The sequence below is a fragment of the Streptomyces sp. CB00316 genome (assembly GCF_001905595.1).
GTDB lineage: Bacteria > Actinomycetota > Actinomycetes > Streptomycetales > Streptomycetaceae > Streptomyces.
Genome location: NZ_LIXI01000012.1, coordinates 63,636 through 83,034 on the forward strand (window position 1 = coordinate 63,636; position 19,399 = coordinate 83,034).

A 19,399-nucleotide genomic window follows, 5' to 3' on the forward strand; every position below is an offset into this window, starting at 1 on the left:
GGTTCCGTCCTCGCCAGGATGTTCCGGTACACCCGTGATCCCTTGCGGCCGGCGTCGTTGGTACGTACGGGGGACACCAGGACAGCGTTCACCCGCGCACTCCGTCCGCGCGAAAACGTACCGACGTGCAACGCAACTGTTACCGCAGGAGGATCAAGAGCCGTGTCCGTGACCGAACCCGCTCCGGTGGCACCGCCTCCCGCGCCCCCCGTGCACGAGGGCATCCTCCGCCGCCAGTCACTGCGCGAGTCGGCCGCCCGCACCTACGCGCGGTCCCTGCCGATCGTCCCGGTCCGGGCGCGCGGGCTCACCATCGAGGGTGCGGACGGACGGCGCTATCTGGACTGTCTGTCGGGCGCGGGCACCCTGGCGCTCGGCCACAACCACCCGGTCGTGCTCGAAGCCATCCGGAAGGTCATCGACTCCGGTGCCCCGCTGCACGTGCTCGACCTCGCCACCCCGGTCAAGGACGCCTTCACCACCGAGCTGTTCGCCACCCTGCCGCGCGAGTTCGCCGACAACGCCCGGATCCAGTTCTGCGGCCCGGCCGGCACGGACGCCGTCGAGGCCGCGTTCAAGCTGGTCCGCGCCGCGACCGGGCGCGACGGCCTGCTGACCTTCACCGGCGCCTACCACGGCATGACGGCCGGGGCGCTGGAAGCTTCCGGCGGCGCCCGGGACGTGAGGGTGACCCGGCTGCCCTTCCCGCAGGACTACCGCTGCCCGTTCGGGATCGGCGGCGAGCGCGGCGCCGCCCTCGCCGCACGGTGGACGGAGCATCTGCTGGACGACGAGAAGGGCGGGGTCCCGGCCCCGGCGGGGATGATCGTGGAGCCGGTCCAGGGCGAGGGCGGCGTCAACCCCGCCCCGGACGCCTGGCTCCGCAGGATGCGCGAGATCACCCGGGTCCGGGGCATCCCGCTGATCGCCGACGAGGTGCAGACCGGCGTCGGCAGGACCGGCGCCTTCTGGGCGGTCGAGCACAGCGGCATCGTGCCGGACGTGATGGTCCTCTCCAAGGCGATCGGCGGTTCCCTCCCGCTCGCGGTCATCGTCTACCGCTCTGAGCTGGACCTCTGGCAGCCGGGCGCCCACGCGGGTACGTTTCGTGGCAACCAGCTCGCCATGGCGGCGGGCGCGGCCACCCTCGCGTACGTCCGGGAGAACGGGCTGGCGGAGCGGGCGGCGGCCTTGGGCGCCCGAATGCTCGACAGCCTGCGGAAGTTGCGGGCGGACCATCGGGGGATCGGCGACGTACGGGGGCGCGGACTGATGATCGGCCTGGAGCTGGTGGACCCCGAGGCCGCGCCCCTGCCGGCCGAGGCCGACGACCACGCCCCGGCCCCGCCGCCGGCCCCGGCCCTCGCCCGCGCCGTCCAGCAGGAGTGCCTGGACCGCGGCCTCATCGTCGAACTGGGCGGCCGGCACAGTGCCGTGGTCCGCCTCCTGCCCCCACTGACTCTGACCGACGAGCAGGCGAGCGCCGTCGTCGACAGGCTGGCCGACGCGCTGGCAGCCGCGGAGCGTTCGCCGCACCGCAGTGCCGCCGCCGGGCCGACCACCTGATCCCCGGACCCACACAAGGAAGACCGCCGTGAACCCCACCCCCGCCTCCGAGGCCGACGGCCCCGGTACCCCCCAGCACCGAGGGCAGGACGGACCGGCCGCCCCCAGCGCGGTCGAGGCGACGACCGTTCCCCGTCAGAAAGCTTTGCGGGGAGGTGACTTGATCGATCCGGCGTGCCCCGCGGAGCCCGGCGCTCCGGAGACCCGGTACGACGGCCCCCTGGCCGACGCGGCGCCGTACGATGGACTCCTCGACGGCCAGGACCCGTTGGACCACCCGGACCCGCAGCGGGCCGCCGACGCCGCCGGCACCGAGAGCCTCCTGCGGTGCTGGACCCGGGAGAACGACCTGCCCCGCCCCGAAGGTGACACCCTGCGCGTCGCCTTCCCCGCCACCGGCACCGCCTTGCTCGTCCCCGTGCACTACTGGTCCACCACCGGAGCCCATCGCTTCGGCGCCCCGGTCCTGGAAGGTGCCCCCGAGAAGGCTCCGACCGCCGACGCCGTCACCGTCGCCGTCCTCATCGGCCGGGAAGCCGACCGCAACGGCTCCGCCGACCTGGTCGCCCGGGTCGCCGATTCCGTACGCCGGACCGCCGGCTTCGTCGAACAGCGGCGGCGCCACCCCGCCGACCCGGCCGACGCCGACCTCTTCCTCACCGCCGAGCAGTCCCTCCTCCTCGGCCACCCGCTCCACCCCACCCCCAAGAGCCGCGAAGGGCTCTCCGAGGCGGAGTCCCGGCGCTACTCGCCGGAGCTCCACGGCTCCTTCCCGCTCCACTGGTTCGCCGTGGACCGCACCCTGACCGCCACCGACACCGCCTGGAGCGACGGAGGGGCGGCGTCCGCCGAGGAACTCCTCGCCCCGCACCGCGACGGGCTGCGCCTGCCGTCCGGCACCGTCGCCGTTCCGTTGCACCCCTGGCAGGCCGCCGACCTGCTGAGCCGCCCGCAGGTCGCCGCCCTCCTTGAGACGGGCCTGCTGCACGACCTCGGCCCGTACGGCGAGCACTGGCACCCCACCTCGTCCATCCGCACCGTGCACCGCCCCGGCGCCCGCGTCATGCTCAAACTCTCCCTCGGCGTACGCATCACCAACTCCCGCCGCGAGAACCTCCGCAAGGAGCTGCACCGGGGCGTCGAGGTCCACCGCCTCCTCTCCACCGGACTGGCCGACAGCTGGCAGCGGGAGCACCCCGGTTTCGACATCGTCCGCGACCCCGCCTGGCTCGCCGCCGACGACCCCGAGGGTGCCCCCGTCACCGGCCTCGACGTGATGCTCCGGCAGAACCCCTTCGGCCCGGGCGACGACGCCGTATGCATCGCCGGGCTCACCGCACAGCGCCCGCGGCCCGGGCAGCCCCTGATGCGCTCCCGGCTCGCCGAGGCCGTCGCCACCCTCGCCGCCCGGACCGGCCGCCCGGTCGCGGACGTCTCGGCCGAGTGGTTCGGGCGCTATCTGGACCGCGTCGTACGCCCCGTCCTCTGGCTCGACGCCCATGCCGGCGTCGCCCTCGAAGCCCACCAGCAGAACACCCTGGTCCTGCTCGACCCGGACGGCTGGCCGGTCGGCGGCCGCTACCGCGACAACCAGGGCTACTACTTCCGCGACTCCCGCCGCGACGAGTTGGAGCGGCGGCTCCCGGGCATCGGCACCGTCAGCGACACCTTCGTCTCCGACCCGGTCACCGACGAGCGGTTCGCCTACTACCTGGGCATCAACAACGTCCTCGGTCTCATCGGCGCGTTCGGCGCGCAGCGCCTCGCCGACGAGCAGGTCCTCCTCGCCGTCTTCCGCCACTTCCTCACCGAGAACGCGGACCTGGGCTCGCCCCTGCCCGCGTATCTTCTCCAGAACCGCCAACTACGCTGCAAGGCCAACCTGCTGACCCGGTTGCACGGCCTGGACGAGCTGGTCGGTCCGGTCGACACCCAGTCCGTCTACGTCTCCATCGCCAACCCCCTGCACGCCTGAGCGGCCCCGGCCCCCCCCGCTCCAGAGAGGAGAGTGTCACCGTGCCTCCCGCCGACGCGCCCGCCGAATCCGACGCGGCGCCCGAGAAACCGGACTCCGGGCCCGGCGGCCGGGGAAACACCGCCGCGTCCGCCGGCACGGAAGACACTCTCGACCTGAAGCTCACCGAAGAACTCCTCGCCATCATCTCGGAAGACCGGAGCAAGGCAGCTCGTCGGCGCGGCCCCGCCGCCGATCTGCTCGGTGACCCGGCCACCTGGCCCGGCGCGACCACCGAGGCCGGGGTCTTCCACCTGGTCCCGGTGGTCCTGGAGCGCGATCTCGCCGTCCTCAGCCGTTGGATGAACGACCCCGCCGTCGCCGCCTTCTGGGAGCTCGCCGGGCCCGAATCCGTCACCGCCGACCATCTGAGGCCCCAACTCGAAGGGGACGGCCGCTCCCTCCCCTGCCTCGGCGTCCTCGACGGAACGCCCATGAGCTACTGGGAGATCTACCGCGCCGACCTGGACCCGCTGGCCCGCCACTACCCCGCCCGCCTCCACGACACCGGCATCCACCTCCTCATCGGGGGCGTGGGCAACCGGGGGAGGGGCGTGGGCACCACCCTGCTCCGCGCGGTCGCCGACCTCGTGCTGGACAACCTTCCGCGCTGCGGCCGGGTCGTCGCCGAGCCGGACCTGCGTAACACCCCGTCCGTATCGGCATTTTTGAGCGCCGGATTCCGCCTCTCCGCAGAAGTGGACCTCCCCGACAAACGTGCCGCTCTCATGATCCGCGACCGAACATACCGTGATCACCTGTGAACATCGCGCCGCACTGTCCACACCGCTCGAACCCCATCGGTTACACCCGGAGGAGTCCCCGTGCCGACATATCCCGCGAGCCATGACTCAGTCGAGCCCCACCCACTCCTCAGCCCCCCGGAGCTGAACCGGCAGGTCTGGGACCGGGCCGCAGCGCGGCTGCTCGCCAAGATGCTCGGCGAGTTCGCGTACGAGGAGATCATCGAGCCCGAACGCCGGCCCGGCGACGGCCGCCTGCACTCCCTGTCGCTCGACGACGGTACGGAGCTCCGCTTCTCGGCCCGCCGGGGAGTCTACGGAAGCTGGCGCGTCGATCCCGACTCCATCGAGACGGTCCCCACGCCCTCGACCGCCCTCTCCAACGGCGCGCACCCACCCTCCCGCAACGCCTCGGCCCACGCCTCCTCCAACGGTTCTTCCGACAGGCCCCGCCCGTTCCGCGACCCGCTACGATTCCTCACCCGCGCCCGCGGCCTCCTCGGCCTCGACGGCGCCACCCTCGGCCACCTCATCCGCGAGCTGACCCTCACGCTCTCCGCCGACGCCCGGCTCGACCACACCGCCCTCACCGCGCGCGAGCTCGCCGACGTCGGCTACGCCGAGCTCGAAGGCCACCAGACCGGCCACCCCTGGCTGGTGGCGAGCAAGGGGCGGCTCGGCTTCTCCGCCGCCGACGCGGCCCGCTTCACGCCCGAGACCCGCAGCCCCCTCCAGCTGCCGTGGATCGCCGTGAGCACCCGCATCGCGCAGTACCGGGGCGTGGGCCACCTCACCACCCCCGAGCACCTCTACGCCCAGGAGCTCGACCCCTCCGTGCGCGCCTCGTTCGCCGCCGAGCTGTACGCCCGGGGGCTCGATCCCGCGAGCTACCTCTACCTTCCCGTACACCCCTGGCAGTGGGACGAATGGATCGTGCCGCTCTTCGCCCCCGCCATCGCCGACGGGGACATCCTGGCGCTGCACACCGACGGCGACGCACGCCTGGCCCAGCAGTCCGTCCGTACGTTCGCCAACGTGTCCCGCCCCGACCGGCACACGGTGAAGCTGCCGCTCTCCGTCCTCAACACCCTGGTCTGGCGCGGCCTGCCCACCGAGCGGACCCTCGCCGCCCCCGCCGTCACCGCCTGGGTCCAGGGCCTGTGCGAGGCCGATCCGTTCCTGCGTGACACCTGCCGGGTCATCCTCCTCGGCGAGGTCGCCTCCGTCGCCGTGGAACACCCGCTCTACGACCACCTCCCCGAAGCCCCCTACCAGTACAAGGAAATCCTCGGCGCCATCTGGCGGGAGCCCTTGCCGCCCCGCCTCGCACCGGGCGAACGCGCCCGCACGCTCGCCTCCCTCCTGCATACGGATCCGGCGGGCCGCGCGTTCACCGCCGAACTCGTCGAGCGCTCCGGGCTCGCCCCGGAGGCCTGGCTCACCCGCCTCTTCGCCGCCCTGCTGCCGCCCCTGCTGCATTTCCTCTACCGCTACGGCACGGTGTTCTCCCCGCACGGCGAGAACGCCATCGTCGTCTTCGACGAGAACGACGTGCCCGTACGCCTCGCGATCAAGGACTTCGTCGACGACGTCAACGTCAGCGCCCACCCGCTGCCCGAGCACGACACCATGCCCGAGGAGGTCCGCACGGTCCTCCTCACGGAGGCGCCGTCCTTCCTCACCCAGTTCATCCACTCCGGCCTCTTCGTCGGTGTCTTCCGCTATCTGTCCCCGCTCTGCGAGGAGCAGCTGGGGGTGAGCGAGGACGCCTTCTGGTCACTCGTCCGGGCGGAGATCGTCCGCCATCACGCCCGCTTCCCCGGTCTCAAGGAGCGGTTCGAGCTGTTCGACATGCTCACCCCCGAGATCGAACGGCTCTGTCTCAACCGCAACCGGCTGCACGTGGACGGCTACCGCGACCGCTCCAGCCGCCCGCACGCGGCGATCCACGGCACGGTTCCCAATCCACTGCACCCCTCCGCCCGGATCCGGGAGTGACCGCCGTTGTCAGTGGCGCGCCGTAGGGTGGTCGGGCTATGACGAAGCCACTCCTCCCCGAGCTCCTGCACGCCGCCGTCACCGCCGTCGGCGGTACGGAACGGCCCGGCCAGGCCGCCATGGCCGAGGCCGTCGCCGAGGCGGTCGACGACCAAGCCCACCTGCTCGTCCAGGCCGGCACCGGCACGGGCAAGTCCCTCGGCTACCTGGTGCCCGCGCTGGCGCACGGGGAGCGGGTCGTCGTGGCCACGGCCACCCTCGCCCTCCAGCGCCAGCTGGTGGAGCGGGACCTTCCGCGCACGGTGGACGCCCTGCACCCGCTGCTGCGCCGGCGCCCGCAGTACGCGATGCTCAAAGGCCGGTCGAACTACCTCTGCCTGCACCGGCTCCACGAAGGGGTCCCGCAGGACGAGGAGGAGGGGCTCTTCGACCAGTTCGAGGCGGCAGCACCCTCCAGCAAGCTGGGTCAGGACCTGCTGCGGCTGCGGGACTGGTCGAGCGATACGGAGACCGGCGACCGGGACGACCTCACCCCAGGCGTCTCGGACCGGGCCTGGGCGCAGATCTCGGTCTCCTCCCGTGAGTGCCTCGGGGCGTCGAAATGCGCGTACGGAGCGGAGTGTTTCGCGGAGGCGGCCCGTGAGCGCGCCAAGCTCGCCGACGTGGTCGTCACCAACCACGCCCTGCTCGCGATCGACGCCATCGAGGGTGCCCCGGTGCTGCCCTCGCACGAGGTGCTGATCGTGGACGAGGCGCACGAGCTGGTCTCCCGGGTCACCGGGGTCGCCACCGGCGAGCTGACGCCGGCCCAGGTCAACCGGGCGGTCCGGCGGGCGGCGAAGCTGGTCAACGAGAAGGCCGCCGACGCGCTCCAGACCGCCGCCGAGGGGTTCGAGCGGGTGATGGAGCTGGCGCTCCCGGGGCGTCTTGAGGAGGTGCCCGAGGACCTCGGGTATGCGCTGATGGCGCTGCGGGACGCGGCTCGTACGGTGATCTCCGCGATCGGTGCCACCCGGGACAAGTCGGTCGAGGACGAGAACGCCGTCCGTAAGCAGGCCCTGGCCTCGGTCGAGTCGGTCCACGGGGTCGCCGAGCGCATCACCCAGGGCTCGGAGTACGACGTCGTCTGGTACGAGCAGCACGACCGGTTCGGCGCCTCGGTGCGGGTGGCTCCGCTCTCCGTCTCCGGGCTGCTGCGCGAGAAGCTGTTCGCCGAGCGCTCCGTGATCCTGACCTCCGCCACACTGAAGCTCGGCGGGGACTTCAACGGGGTGGGCGCCTCCCTGGGGCTGGCCCCCGAGGGCACGGCGGGCGACGACATCCCGCAGTGGAAGGGGCTGGACGTCGGCTCCCCGTTCGACTACCCGAAGCAGGGCATCCTCTACGTCGCCCGGCACCTGAGCACCCCGGGGCGGGAGGGGTCCCGCACGGACATGCTCGACGAGCTCACGGAGCTGGTGGAGGCGGCGGGCGGCCGCACGCTGGGGCTGTTCTCCTCCATGCGGGGGGCCAAAGCGGCCGCCGAGGAGCTGCGCGGCCGGCTGGACAAGCCGATCCTGCTCCAGGGCGAGGAGACCCTCGGCGAGCTGATCAAGAACTTCGCCGCCGACCCGGAGACCTGCCTCTTCGGCACCCTCTCGCTCTGGCAGGGCGTGGACGTGCCGGGGCCGAGCTGCCAGCTGGTGGTCATGGACCGGATCCCGTTCCCCCGCCCCGACGATCCGCTGATGAGCGCCCGCCAGAAGGCGGTCGAGGAGGCCGGCGGCAACGGGTTCATGGCGGTGGCCGCGACGCACTCGGCGCTGCTGATGGCCCAGGGCGCGGGCCGCCTCGTCCGGGCCACGGGGGACAAGGGCGTCGTCGCCGTCCTGGACCCGCGCCTCGCCAACGCGCGGTACGGCAGCTATCTGCGCGCCTCGCTGCCGGACTTCTGGTACACGACGGACCGCAACCAGGCGCGCCGCTCACTCGCTGCGATCGACGCCCTGGCCAAGGCGGAAGGCAAGTAGGACAACGAGCACGCGAACGAAAGAGCCCCTGGGGCGCCGTAAAGCGTCCCGGGGCTCCGTCGAGTGCTTGAGGTCAACGACCGGTGATCTTCACACCCGCCGCAGCACTGCCACCACCTTGCCGAGGATGGTCGCCTCGTCACCGGGGATCGGCTGGTACGCGGCGTTGTGCGGGAGCAGCCACACATGGCCGTCCTCGCGGCGGAAGCGCTTGACCGTCGCCTCGCCGTCCAGCATCGCGGCGACGATGTCGCCGTTCTCCGCGACGGGCTGGCGGCGCACGGTGACCCAGTCGCCGTCACAGATCGCCGCTTCGATCATCGAGTCACCGACGACCTTCAGGACGAACAGCTCGCCGTCACCGACGAGCTGGCGCGGCAGCGGGAAGACGTCCTCGACCGATTCCTCGGCAAGGATCGGCCCACCGGCGGCGATCCGGCCCACCAGGGGAACGTACGACGCGGCGGGCTTCCCCGTCGTGTCGGTCGGCTGGGTGCTGGGCTGGTCCGATCCGCGCACCTCGTAGGCGCGGGGCCGGTGCGGGTCCCGCCGGAGAAACCCCTTGCGCTCCAGGGCCATCAGCTGATGGGCGACGGACGACGTGCTGGACAGGCCCACCGCCTGACCGATCTCCCGCATGGAGGGCGGGTAGCCCCGGCGCTGCACGGAGTCGCGGATGACCTCGATGACCCGCCGCTGCCGGTCCGTGAGTCCCGAGCTGTCCGCCCTGATCCCTGGCGGCCTCCCGGGCAAGGAGCGCCCGGGTCGCGCGGGCTCGGGCCCGTCCGTGTTCGTGACTGAGTCATTCATGGCATGCACCGGCTCAAGTCGGCTCTGCAAGCGGTGGTCCCGGGCGGTGATGGTGGCACTGTCTGCGGTCGCGGTCACGTCGGCCCCTTTCGAATGTTCTCCCTAGCTGGACAACGGTAGTAGCTTTCGAAAGGTTGCGCCAAACACACGTTCGAGTGAAAAACGAATAAAGGGCTGCCGTGATCCTTCTTCCAGGTGTATGAGCACAAGGCGGAGGGCACGTACGGGCGTCCGGCGGGCTCCCCGCCGGATCCTGCCCCAGTCTGTCATCCGGCTCCGCACCCCGGGCCCCGGCGACTGGCGGACCGCGCGATTCCCGTACCCTCTTCTCTGGCTCGCGCTCCCCCCGGGTGCCGCCCGGGGTGCGACACGCGGTTGGGCCGAAATTGCGACTCAACCCTAGATCTAGTGGTTGGATCGTCCCGGCCGCCCAGAAGTTGTGGTCCCGGGTTCGTTCGGCCCAGGGCCATCGCCTATGCTGGGGACTGCCTCCGAGGGGCCCGCAAGGGCTGGCCGGAGAGGCTATTCAGTCGCGCTGTGAAGGAGGGTTGGGAGCCATGCACTGTCCCTTCTGCAGGCACCCCGACAGCCGGGTCGTGGACAGTCGCACCACCGACGACGGGACGTCGATCCGTCGCCGCCGCCAGTGCCCCGACTGCTCCCGCCGCTTCACCACGGTGGAGACGTGCTCGCTGATGGTGGTCAAGCGCAGCGGCGTGACCGAACCCTTCAGTCGTACCAAGGTCATCTCCGGCGTCCGTAAGGCATGCCAGGGCCGGCCCGTCACGGAGGACGCCCTCGCCAAACTCGGCCAGCGGGTCGAGGAGGCGGTGCGCGCCACCGGCAGCGCCGAGCTGACCACCCACGACGTGGGTCTGGCCATACTCGGCCCCCTGCAGGAACTCGACCTCGTCGCGTACCTGCGCTTCGCGTCCGTCTACCGGGCGTTCGATTCTTTGGAAGACTTCGAGGCCGCCATCGTGGAATTGCGGGCGCAGCGGCCCACCGCGGAGGACTGCGGGAGCGGCGAGACCCCTGAGGTCCCCGCCCCTGCCATTGCCGCCGACTGAGCGGCACCTGCCCGTCACCGTCCGGAGTCATGTCCGCCGGCCGGCGACCGGGCGATTCAGAACCTCTTCCCGCGGCCCGAGGTGGCCCGCGGGGCGACGGACACACACTGTGCCTGGGAAGAACTGGGCACTTCAGGGCGTTTTTGCCCACATATGGGAGGCGGCATGACAGAGACGGCGAGCGGCCCGGCGCGAGGTTCCCGCACCAAGGGCACCAAGGCGAGCAAGGGTCTGCGTATCGAGCGCATCCACACCACCCCCGGCGTGCATCCGTACGACGAGGTGGCGTGGGAGCGCCGTGACGTCGTCATGACCAATTGGCGCGACGGCTCGATCAACTTCGAGCAACGTGGCGTCGAGTTCCCCGACTTCTGGTCGGTGAACGCGGTCAACATCGTCACCAGCAAGTACTTCCGCGGCGCGGTCGGTACGCCGCAGCGCGAGACCGGTCTCAAGCAACTGATCGACCGGATCGTGAAGACGTACCGGAAGGCCGGCGAGGAGAACAGCTACTTCGCCTCTCCCGCGGACGCGGAGATCTTCGAGCACGAGCTGGCGTACGCCCTTCTGCACCAGGTCTTCAGCTTCAACTCCCCGGTCTGGTTCAACGTCGGAACGCCCCAGCCGCAGCAGGTCTCCGCCTGTTTCATCCTGGCCGTCGACGACTCCATGGAGTCGATCCTCGACTGGTACAAGGAAGAGGGCATGATCTTCAAGGGCGGCTCCGGCGCCGGCCTGAACCTCTCCCGTATCCGCTCCTCCAAGGAGCTCCTCTCCTCCGGCGGCAACGCCTCGGGACCGGTCTCCTTCATGCGCGGCGCCGACGCCTCCGCCGGAACCATCAAGTCCGGTGGCGCCACCCGCCGTGCGGCCAAGATGGTCATCCTCGACGTCGACCACCCCGACATCGAGGCCTTCATCGAGACCAAGGTGAGGGAGGAGGAGAAGATCCGCGCCCTGCGTGACGCGGGCTTCGACATGGACCTGGGCGGCGACGACATCACGTCCGTCCAGTACCAGAACGCCAACAACTCGGTCCGCGTGAACGACGAGTTCATGAAGGCCGTCGAGGCCGGCGGCAAGTTCGGGCTGCGTGCCCGGATGACCGGCGACGTCATCGAAGAGGTCGAGGCCAAGTCCCTCTTCCGCAAGATGGCCGAGGCCGCCTGGGCCTGCGCCGACCCGGGCATCCAGTACGACGACACCATCAACGCCTGGCACACCTGCCCGGAGTCCGGCCGGATCAACGGCTCGAACCCGTGCAGTGAGTACATGCACCTGGACAACACCTCGTGCAACCTCGCCTCCCTCAACCTGATGAAGTTCCTCAAGGACGACGGCCTGGGCAACCAGTCCTTCGAGTCCGAGCGCTTCTCCCAGGTCGTCGAGCTGGTCATCACCGCGATGGACATCTCGATCTGCTTCGCGGACTTCCCGACGCAGAAGATCGGCGAGAACACCCGCGCCTACCGTCAGCTGGGCATCGGTTACGCCAACCTCGGCGCCCTCCTGATGGCGACCGGCCACGCGTACGACAGCGACGGCGGCCGCGCCCTGGCCGGCGCCATCACGTCGCTGATGACCAGTACCTCGTACAAGCGCTCCGCCGAGCTCGCCGCGGTCGTCGGCCCCTACGACGGCTACGCCCGTAACGCCGAGCCTCACCAGCGCGTCATGAAGCAGCACGCCGACGCCAACGCCAAGGCCGTCCGCACCGACGACCTGGACGCCCCGGTCTGGGCGGCGGCGACGGAAGCCTGGCAGGACGTGATCCGGCTCGGAGCGAAGAACGGCTTCCGCAACGCGCAGGCCTCGGTCATCGCGCCCACCGGCACCATCGGTCTCGCGATGTCCTGCGACACCACCGGCCTGGAGCCCGACCTCGCCCTGGTCAAGTTCAAGAAGCTGGTCGGCGGCGGCTCGATGCAGATCGTCAACGGCACGGTGCCGCAGGCGCTGCGCCGCATGGGCTACCAGCCGGAGCAGATCGAGGCGATCGTCGCCCACATCGCCGACCACGGCAACGTGATCGACGCGCCGGGCCTGAAGCCCGAGCACTACGAGGTCTTCGACTGCGCGATGGGCGAGCGTTCCATCTCCGCGATGGGCCACGTCCGGATGATGGCGGCCATCCAGCCGTGGATCTCCGGCGCGCTCTCCAAGACCGTCAACCTGCCCGAGACGGCTACCGTCGAGGACGTCGAAGAGGTCTACTTCGAGGCGTGGAAGCTGGGCGTCAAGGCGCTCGCGATCTACCGCGACAACTGCAAGGTCGGCCAGCCCCTCTCCGCCAAGACCAAGGACAAGGAGAAGGAAGAGGTCACCGCGAAGGCCGAGGAGACCATCCGTACGGCGGTCGAGAAGGTCGTCGAGTACCGCCCGGTCCGCAAGCGCCTCCCCAAGGGCCGTCCCGGCATCACCACTTCCTTCACGGTGGGCGGCGCCGAGGGCTACATGACCGCCAACTCCTACCCGGACGACGGTCTCGGCGAGGTCTTCCTCAAGATGTCCAAGCAGGGCTCGACCCTCGCGGGCATGATGGACGCCTTCTCCATCGCCGTCTCGGTCGGTCTGCAGTACGGCGTCCCGCTGGAGACGTACGTCTCGAAGTTCACGAACATGCGCTTCGAGCCGGCCGGCATGACGGACGACCCGGACGTGCGGATGGCGCAGTCGATCGTCGACTACATCTTCCGCCGCCTGGCGCTCGACTTCCTGCCCTTCGAGACCCGCTCCGCCCTCGGTATCCACTCCGCCGAGGAGCGCCAGCGCCACCTCGACACCGGTTCGTACGAGCCGTCGTTCGAGGCGGAGGGCGTGGACTCCGAGAGCCTCGCCCAGTCGGCCCCGGTGCAGCCCGAGCTGAAGGCGGTGGCGGCTCCCCGCGAGTCCGCCGAGAAGCCGGCTCCCGCGACGGCGCACACCTCGGCCGAGCTGGTCGAGATGCAGCTCGGCATCAGCGCGGATGCCCCGCTCTGCTTCTCCTGCGGTACGAAGATGCAGCGCGCCGGCTCCTGCTACATCTGCGAGGGCTGTGGCTCGACCAGCGGTTGCAGCTAGCCGAAACGGGGCGGAAGTGCGCGGAGCGCACCACTCGGCACGCTTCTCCCTGACAAGTAGTCCCTGTTGAGAGGGGCGTCAGCCTCGCGCTGACGCCCCTCCGACGTAGCGGCCGGTCGGCCAGGACCTGACCGCCGGACCGTGATGCCGCGTGCCCTGTGATCAGGATCCGCGGCACCCTGGTTGGCCGAAAGACGTCGGCGTCGAGACATCAGCGTCAAGACGTCGGCGTCAAGGCATCCCGTCAGACCCCGGGGTCGCGGTCCCCCATGACCGCGGCGAACGCGTTCGGGTCGGCGTCGAAGCCACGTACGTCCGCGCGGAACGTCCACTGCCCGGAACCGGTGCGGGAGAACTCCCCGACTACGGCCGCCGTCGACGACGCCACCCTCGCGAAGTCGTCCTCGATCAGGCTCGTGTAGCCCTCCCGGATCTCCACCGCCGTGCTGCCGACCTCGCCGAAGGTCCTGCGGCCCTCGCGCTGCTGGATGGCGACGCCGACCACGACCCGCCCGTACCGGTCCGCCAGCCGGTCCAGCTCGATCGTCATGACCTCATCGAAGCCGAACCCCTGGCCGGTCCTGCTGTCCCGGTTCAGCGTGATGGTCCCGTCCGGCGAGCGGCTGTCGAAGTGCACCAGGTACGCGGGGCTGCCGTACGGCGCGTCCGCCGGGTAGGTGGCCGCGATGATGTCGAGGTCGATGTCCGGTTCACCGTGCGGGCTGGGGTCCCATTTGATCCGTACTTCGACTTTCTCGATGTCCTTGTTCGGAGTGCTCACCGGACTTCCCCTCCTGGCCGACGGTCCATGGACCGTTCTCATCATCCGATTCACCCGATCATGTACGGAACGGGCCGCGCCGCCAACTGCCCCGGTGACGGACGGCCGATTCGGGCCATGCGCTCGGGGCCGTCGGCGGACCGTCCGGTTCGGGTGGTCCGCGGCCGAACGTGACCCCGGCCATGTCGCGCGCCGTACGATGGCGCGGTGCTGGTGAAGTGGATTCGCTGTTCCGTGGTGGACCGTCATGGTTTCGAGCGGGGGCAGCGGAAGTGGGCGGGGCTGCTCGGCGAGCCGGGGTTCAGGGGGCAGAGCGGCGGGTGGAGCCGAACGCGCCCCGATGTCGCCCATGTCTTCGCGTTCTGGGAGAACCGCGTCTTCTACGACTCGTTCATGGCCCGCGGACACGACCGTCCGGCGACCGGGCAGGCCGGCACCTTCCGTGACATGCAGGTCATGCTCTTCGAGCGCCGGTTCGACGTGAAGACGGGTTTCGAGCCGGACTTCACGGACACGGATGTCGTCAGGGTCGCGCACAGCAGCGTGCACGAGGACCGGGCCGAGCACTTCGTGCTGATGCAGAAGCAGGTATGGAACCCGGCGATGGCCGGTTCCCCCGGTATGCTGCGCGGAGTCTTCGGGGAGGCGCCCGGCAACGAGTTCCTCGTGCTGTCCATGTGGAAGTCGGCTGCCGAGCGGGGCAAGTACCGCGCCGACGGGGCGGAGCGCCTGGCGGCCCGCGCCCAGACCGAGACGGACGTGGCCGCGCTGACGGGGGACGTGGTCGAACTGGAACCCTCCTGGACGGTCTGACACGGGTCCCCTGCGGGCCATGCGCGACCTCTATGAGCCACGCGTGGTCTCCATGGATCACGTCCGGTCCTTTTATGGATCACGTCCGGCCTGTACGGATCACGCCGAATCGCCGCACACCCCCTAGGGTCGGTGCATGGCACGACCGCAGCGCATTGTCCTCGTCCGGCACGGCGAGTCCGAGGGCAACGCCGACGACACGGTGTACGAGCGGGAGCCCGACCACGCGCTCCGGCTCACCGCGACGGGTCTGCGGCAGGCCGGGGAGACCGGGGCGCGGCTGCGTGAGCAGTTCGGCGAGGAGCGGGTGAGCGTCTACATCTCCCCCTACCGGCGCACCCACGAGACGTTCCGGGCCTTCGGCCTGGACCCCGCCCTGGTCAGGGTCCGCGAGGAGCCCCGGCTGCGCGAGCAGGACTGGGGCAACTGGCAGGACCGGGACGACGTACGGCTCCAGAAGGCCTACCGGGACGCCTACGGACACTTCTTCTACCGCTTCGCCCAGGGGGAGTCCGGCGCCGACGTCTACGATCGGGTGGGCGCGTTCCTGGAGAGCCTGCACCGCAGCTTCGAGGAGCCGGACCACCCCGAGAACGTCCTGCTCGTCACGCACGGACTGACCATGCGGCTGTTCTGCATGCGATGGTTCCACTGGTCGGTCGCCGAGTTCGAATCGCTCTCCAACCCGGGCAACGGGGAGACGAGGGCCCTGCTCCTCGGCGAGAACGGCCGCTACACCCTCGACCGGCCCTTCCAGCGCTGGCGCACCCCTGAGCCGTACGGCCGCACCGGATAGAGTGGCAGGGCGATGACCGTTGATTCTGCTTCCGAGCGGCGCTTCGAACGCGCCCTGGCCAGCCTGCGTGGCCTGTCCGTGGGAGACGCCCTGGGCTCCCAGTTCTTCGTCCCGGTCAACTACCCGCTGCTCAAACAGCGCGTCCTGCCGGCAGGCCCCTGGCAGTGGACCGACGACACCGAGATGGCCTCCTCGGTCCTGGCCGTGCTCGCCGCCCACGGCCGCGTGGACCAGGACGCGCTCGCGCACTCCTTCGCCGATCACCACGACTTCGACCGGGGCTACGGCCCCGCCGTGAACCGGTTGCTCCGGCTGGTGCGGGAGGGCGGCGACTGGCGCGAGCTGGCGTCGGCGCTCTTCAAGGGGCAGGGGTCGTGGGGCAACGGTTCGGCCATGCGGATCGCCCCGCTCGGCGCCTGGTACGCGGACGACCCGGAGCAGGCCACCCACCAGGCCGAGATCTCCTCGTACACCACCCACCAGCACCGTGAGGCCGTCGTCGGTGCGATGGCCGTCGCGGCGGCCGCCTCGCTCGCCGCGGCCCCGGGCGGGCCGCCGAAACCCGAGGAGCTCCTCGACGGCGTCATCGCGCTCGTGCCCCGCAGCGCGGTCGGCGCCGGGCTGCGCCGGGCCCGCGACATGCTCGACTACCAGGACGCCGGGACGGTCGCCGCGGTCCTCGGCAACGGCCGCAGGACCAGCGCCCACGACACCGTGCCGTTCGCCCTCTGGTCGGCGGCCAGGAGCCTCGGAAACTTCGAGGAGGCCTTCTGGCTGACGGCACAGGCGGGCGGCGACGTCGACACGACCTGCGCCATCGTCGGGGGAGTCGTCGCCGCGGGTACGGCCGGAGCACCGCCCGCCGACTGGCTGGCGCAGACGGAGGCACCCCCCGGCTGGCTGCTCCCGGAGCGGCGCTGACCGTACGGGCCCTCCGACCGTGCGAACCCTGCTGCGGAAGCGGACGGGCCGACCGTCTGTCACGGTCCTGCCACAGGCCTCACTCTGAGTGTTCGCGAACACCGGTTCGGCATTAGCCTTTCGATCACGCCGTCCCCTGGTCGATCTTCACCCGACCTCCATGGGCGCGCGCCGAATGAGATGCCGGGACCACGCGCCCCCTGGGGTGTGCGCGGGCGCTCGGTGGGGGAGGGGTCCCATGTCCGAACAACCGCCCGGGGCATCCGAGCCGCCCAAGGCGTCAGGCCCGCCGGCCGACGGCTCACCGACTCCGCCGTCGCCGTCATCATCGCCGGCACCGCAGCCCGGCCCCCACGCGACCCAGGGCGTCGAGCCACCGGCCACCCCCGCGCACCTGCACGCCCAGCGGCAGCGGGTCCAGGGGGCGCAGCAGACCTGGCAGCCCGGCCGCCCCTGGCAGCCTCCCGTCAAGGGCCCCGGCGCGACGGCCGAGCTGCGCCCGGCCGCACCCCCGCTGATCCCGCCCGCCGTCCTCTGGGCCGCCCTGGCCACCGCCGTACTCAGCGCGCTCCTGCTCGGCGACGGCCTCGGGGTGAACCTCCTGATCGTGGCGGTGCCCGCCGCCCTGGCCGCCGGGTTCGCCGCCCGGGCAGCGGGGCGCCGACTGCGGCCCTGGACCGCCACCTGGGCCGTCGGAGGTCTCGCCCTGCTCGCGGTGCCCGCGCTGCGGGACGCGGGCTGGCCGACCTTCCTGGCCGTCGTGTCGGCCTTCGCCCTGGGCTCGCTCGCGCTGCACGGCAGCCGGAGCTGGCTCGGCGTGCTGATCGGCTCCGTGGGCACCCTGGACTCGGTCGCGGCGGGGATCCGGTGGGGCTGGCGCGGGGTACGGGAGCGGGCCGACGACTCCCGCGGGCGCTGGGGCACCGCCGTACGCACCACGGCCGTGGCCGTCGGGCTCCTCGTGGTGTTCGGGACGCTCTTCGCCAGCGCCGACGCCGCCTTCGCCGACCTGCTGGGCAGGCTCACCCCCGATGTGTCGATCGTCGATGGCCCGTTGCGGACGTTCCTCTTCCTCGTCGGCCTCGTGGGCGCGCTGGCCGCCGCCCGCACCGCCGCCGCCCCTGTGCGCTGGGACGGACTCACCGTCAAGGCGGGCAAACCCCGGGGACGTACGGAGTGGGCGCTTCCGCTCATCGTCCTCGACCTGCTCTTCGGTGCGTTCATCACCCTCCAGCTCGTCGTCCTCCTCGGGGGTTACGACAAGGTGCGGGAGAAGACCGGGCTCGACCACGCCGAGTACGCCCGCCAGGGCTTCTGGCAGCTGCTCTGGGCCACCCTGCTCACCCTCCTCGTGATCGCCCTGGCCCTGCGCTGGGCGCCGCGCGGCGGCAGCCGGGACCGGACGCTGGTACGCACCGTGCTGGGCACCCTCTGCGTGCTCACCCTGGTCGTCGTCGCCTCGGCTCTGCGCCGCATGGACCTGTACGTCGAGGAGTACGGGCTGACCAGGCTCCGGATCTCCGTGGCCGCGATGGAGCTCTGGCTCGGCGTCGTGTTCGTCCTGATCCTGGCCGCCGGGGTCTTCGGCGCCAGGTTCCTGCCGCGCGCGATCGCGGTCAGCGCCGCGGCCGCCGTACTGGCCTTCGGGGTGATCTCCCCGGACTCGGTGGTCGCCGAGCAGAACGTCCAGCGCTTCGAGGACGACCGCACCTCGATCGACCTCGACTACCTCAAGAACCTCTCCGCCGACGCCGTACCCGCCCTCGACAAGCTGCCGGAGCCGCAGCGCTCCTGTGCGCTCCGGGTCATCCAAGGCGAACTGCGCGGCTCCGACTCCCCCTGGTACGCCACCAGCTGGGGCGAGGCTCGGGCCGAGGAGATCCTCCGCGAGCGCCCCGCGACCGCCGACCACCGCACCTGCTACGGCCTGGGCACGGACGGTGTACGGGAAGGCGAGCGGGACGGCTACGAGCAGGACCACGACGACTACGACCCCTACTGATCCCACCCCGGAGGGACGCCCCTCGGCCGAATCTCGGTGTGCACGGTGCCCCGGGGTGTCGCTGCCGTCGCTCTCGGCGTACGCTGGCTGGCGCCATGCCGTACGAACCACCCACGCACACCGTCGAGCGCTCGCTTCGCGCTACCACCGGTGCCAGGACCGTTGCCGGTGTCGACGAGGTCGGACGCGGAGCGTGGGCCGGGCCCGTCACCGTGTGTGCCGCGGTCACCGGCCTGCGCCGACCGCCCGAAGGCCTCACCGATTCCAAGCTGTTGACGCCGCTGCGGCGTGCCCAGCTCGCCCCCGTGCTGGAGAGCTGGGTCACCGCCCACGCCCTGGGGCACGCATCCCCAAGGGAGATCGACGACCTCGGCATGACCGCGGCGCTCCGGCTCGCCGCCGTACGGGCCCTGGAGGGGCTGCCGGTGCGGCCCGACGCGGTGATTCTCGACGGCAAGCACGACTACCTGGGCGCCCCCTGGAAGGTCCGTACGGTCATCAAGGGCGACCAGTCCTGTATCGCTGTGGCGGCCGCCTCGGTCATCGCCAAGGTGTACCGCGACCGGATGATGGCCGAACTGGGCGGGGAGTCCGAGGAGTACACGGACTTCGCCTTCGGTGCCAACGCGGGGTATCCCTCGCCGGTGCACCGGGCCGCACTGGAGGAGCGGGGGCCCACGCCCCATCACCGCCTCTCCTGGGCGTACCTGGACGCGCTGCCCCGGTGGCAGCACCTGAAGAAGGTCCGTTTTTCCGCCGAGGCGGCCGCACTCGAAAGCGGGGGCCAGCTCGGCTTCGAATTCTGATCGCGCGCAG

Annotated in this window: 14 protein-coding genes; 12 read left to right on the plus strand and 2 right to left on the minus strand. The window is 71.2% G+C overall.

The features are described from left to right. The first annotated feature begins 162 nt into the window (after positions 1–162). From AMK21_RS29140 to AMK21_RS29160, 5 genes are read left to right on the plus strand one after another with little or no spacing between them, the layout of a single operon-like run. Positions 163–1,566, plus strand: coding sequence for a diaminobutyrate--2-oxoglutarate transaminase family protein (locus AMK21_RS29140; RefSeq protein ID WP_073882165.1), 1,404 nt, complete (start codon positions 163–165; stop codon positions 1,564–1,566). Positions 1,567–1,594: 28 nt separating this feature from the next. Next, entirely contained in the window at positions 1,595–3,541 is a 1,947-nt protein-coding gene (locus AMK21_RS29145; RefSeq protein WP_073882166.1) for an IucA/IucC family protein, read from the plus strand. A 41-nt stretch (positions 3,542–3,582) separates the two neighbouring features. After that, a complete protein-coding gene (locus AMK21_RS29150; protein ID WP_073882167.1) occupies positions 3,583–4,344 on the plus strand; it encodes a GNAT family N-acetyltransferase in 762 nt (253 codons plus the stop codon). Between the two features lie 60 nt (positions 4,345–4,404). Continuing rightward, entirely contained in the window at positions 4,405–6,321 is a 1,917-nt protein-coding gene (locus AMK21_RS29155) for an IucA/IucC family protein (protein ID WP_073882168.1), read from the plus strand. Positions 6,322–6,359: 38 nt separating this feature from the next. Continuing rightward, the gene (locus AMK21_RS29160) at positions 6,360–8,330 is read left to right on the plus strand and encodes an ATP-dependent DNA helicase (RefSeq protein ID WP_073882169.1); all 1,971 of its coding nucleotides are present in this window, start codon (positions 6,360–6,362) and stop codon (positions 8,328–8,330) included. A gap of 90 nt (positions 8,331–8,420) precedes the next feature. Here AMK21_RS29160 and lexA read toward each other — a convergent pair whose 3' ends face one another. Further along, positions 8,421–9,218, minus strand: coding sequence for a transcriptional repressor LexA (gene lexA, locus AMK21_RS29165; RefSeq protein ID WP_073882170.1), 798 nt, complete (start codon positions 9,216–9,218; stop codon positions 8,421–8,423). Between the two features lie 479 nt (positions 9,219–9,697). Between lexA and nrdR the strand changes: the two genes are divergently transcribed. Both nrdR and AMK21_RS29175 read left to right on the plus strand, forming a co-directional pair. Next, a complete protein-coding gene (nrdR, locus tag AMK21_RS29170; protein ID WP_073882171.1) occupies positions 9,698–10,210 on the plus strand; it encodes a transcriptional regulator NrdR in 513 nt (170 codons plus the stop codon). Positions 10,211–10,375: 165 nt separating this feature from the next. Next, entirely contained in the window at positions 10,376–13,270 is a 2,895-nt protein-coding gene (locus tag AMK21_RS29175; RefSeq protein WP_073882270.1) for a vitamin B12-dependent ribonucleotide reductase, read from the plus strand. Positions 13,271–13,514: 244 nt separating this feature from the next. On the opposite strand, the gene AMK21_RS29180 is transcribed toward AMK21_RS29175, so the two are convergent. Further along, a complete protein-coding gene (locus AMK21_RS29180; protein WP_073882172.1) occupies positions 13,515–14,051 on the minus strand; it encodes a TerD family protein in 537 nt (178 codons plus the stop codon). Positions 14,052–14,258: 207 nt separating this feature from the next. Here AMK21_RS29180 and AMK21_RS29185 point away from each other — a divergent pair, with 207 nt between their 5' ends. From AMK21_RS29185 to AMK21_RS29205, 5 genes are all read left to right on the plus strand, one after another. After that, the gene (locus AMK21_RS29185; protein ID WP_073882173.1) at positions 14,259–14,864 is read left to right on the plus strand and encodes a YdbC family protein; all 606 of its coding nucleotides are present in this window, start codon (positions 14,259–14,261) and stop codon (positions 14,862–14,864) included. A 136-nt stretch (positions 14,865–15,000) separates the two neighbouring features. Beyond that, positions 15,001–15,660, plus strand: a complete 660-nt coding sequence (locus AMK21_RS29190) for a histidine phosphatase family protein (protein ID WP_073882174.1) — start codon at positions 15,001–15,003, stop codon at positions 15,658–15,660. A gap of 12 nt (positions 15,661–15,672) precedes the next feature. Further along, positions 15,673–16,581 carry an ADP-ribosylglycohydrolase family protein gene (locus AMK21_RS29195; protein ID WP_073882175.1) on the plus strand — a complete coding sequence of 303 codons (909 nt, stop codon included), beginning with the start codon at positions 15,673–15,675 and terminating at the stop codon, positions 16,579–16,581. A gap of 238 nt (positions 16,582–16,819) precedes the next feature. Continuing rightward, positions 16,820–18,583 carry a DUF4153 domain-containing protein gene (locus tag AMK21_RS29200; RefSeq protein WP_073882176.1) on the plus strand — a complete coding sequence of 588 codons (1,764 nt, stop codon included), beginning with the start codon at positions 16,820–16,822 and terminating at the stop codon, positions 18,581–18,583. Between the two features lie 95 nt (positions 18,584–18,678). Further along, positions 18,679–19,389, plus strand: coding sequence for a ribonuclease HII (locus AMK21_RS29205; protein WP_073882177.1), 711 nt, complete (start codon positions 18,679–18,681; stop codon positions 19,387–19,389). Positions 19,390–19,399 lie beyond the last annotated feature (10 nt).

What these genes read in the sequence shown, in the direction of transcription:
- AMK21_RS29160 (WP_073882169.1), top strand. Translation starts at nt 6,360, where the DNA reads ATGACGAAGCCACTCCTCCCCGAGCTCCTGCACGCCGCCGTCACCGCC.
- nrdR (WP_073882171.1), top strand. Translation starts at nt 9,698, where the DNA reads ATGCACTGTCCCTTCTGCAGGCACCCCGACAGCCGGGTCGTGGACAGT.
- AMK21_RS29175 (WP_073882270.1), top strand. Translation starts at nt 10,376, where the DNA reads ATGACAGAGACGGCGAGCGGCCCGGCGCGAGGTTCCCGCACCAAGGGC.
- AMK21_RS29190 (WP_073882174.1), top strand. Translation starts at nt 15,001, where the DNA reads ATGGCACGACCGCAGCGCATTGTCCTCGTCCGGCACGGCGAGTCCGAG.
- AMK21_RS29195 (WP_073882175.1), top strand. Translation starts at nt 15,673, where the DNA reads ATGACCGTTGATTCTGCTTCCGAGCGGCGCTTCGAACGCGCCCTGGCC.
- AMK21_RS29200 (WP_073882176.1), top strand. Translation starts at nt 16,820, where the DNA reads ATGTCCGAACAACCGCCCGGGGCATCCGAGCCGCCCAAGGCGTCAGGC.
- AMK21_RS29205 (WP_073882177.1), top strand. Translation starts at nt 18,679, where the DNA reads ATGCCGTACGAACCACCCACGCACACCGTCGAGCGCTCGCTTCGCGCT.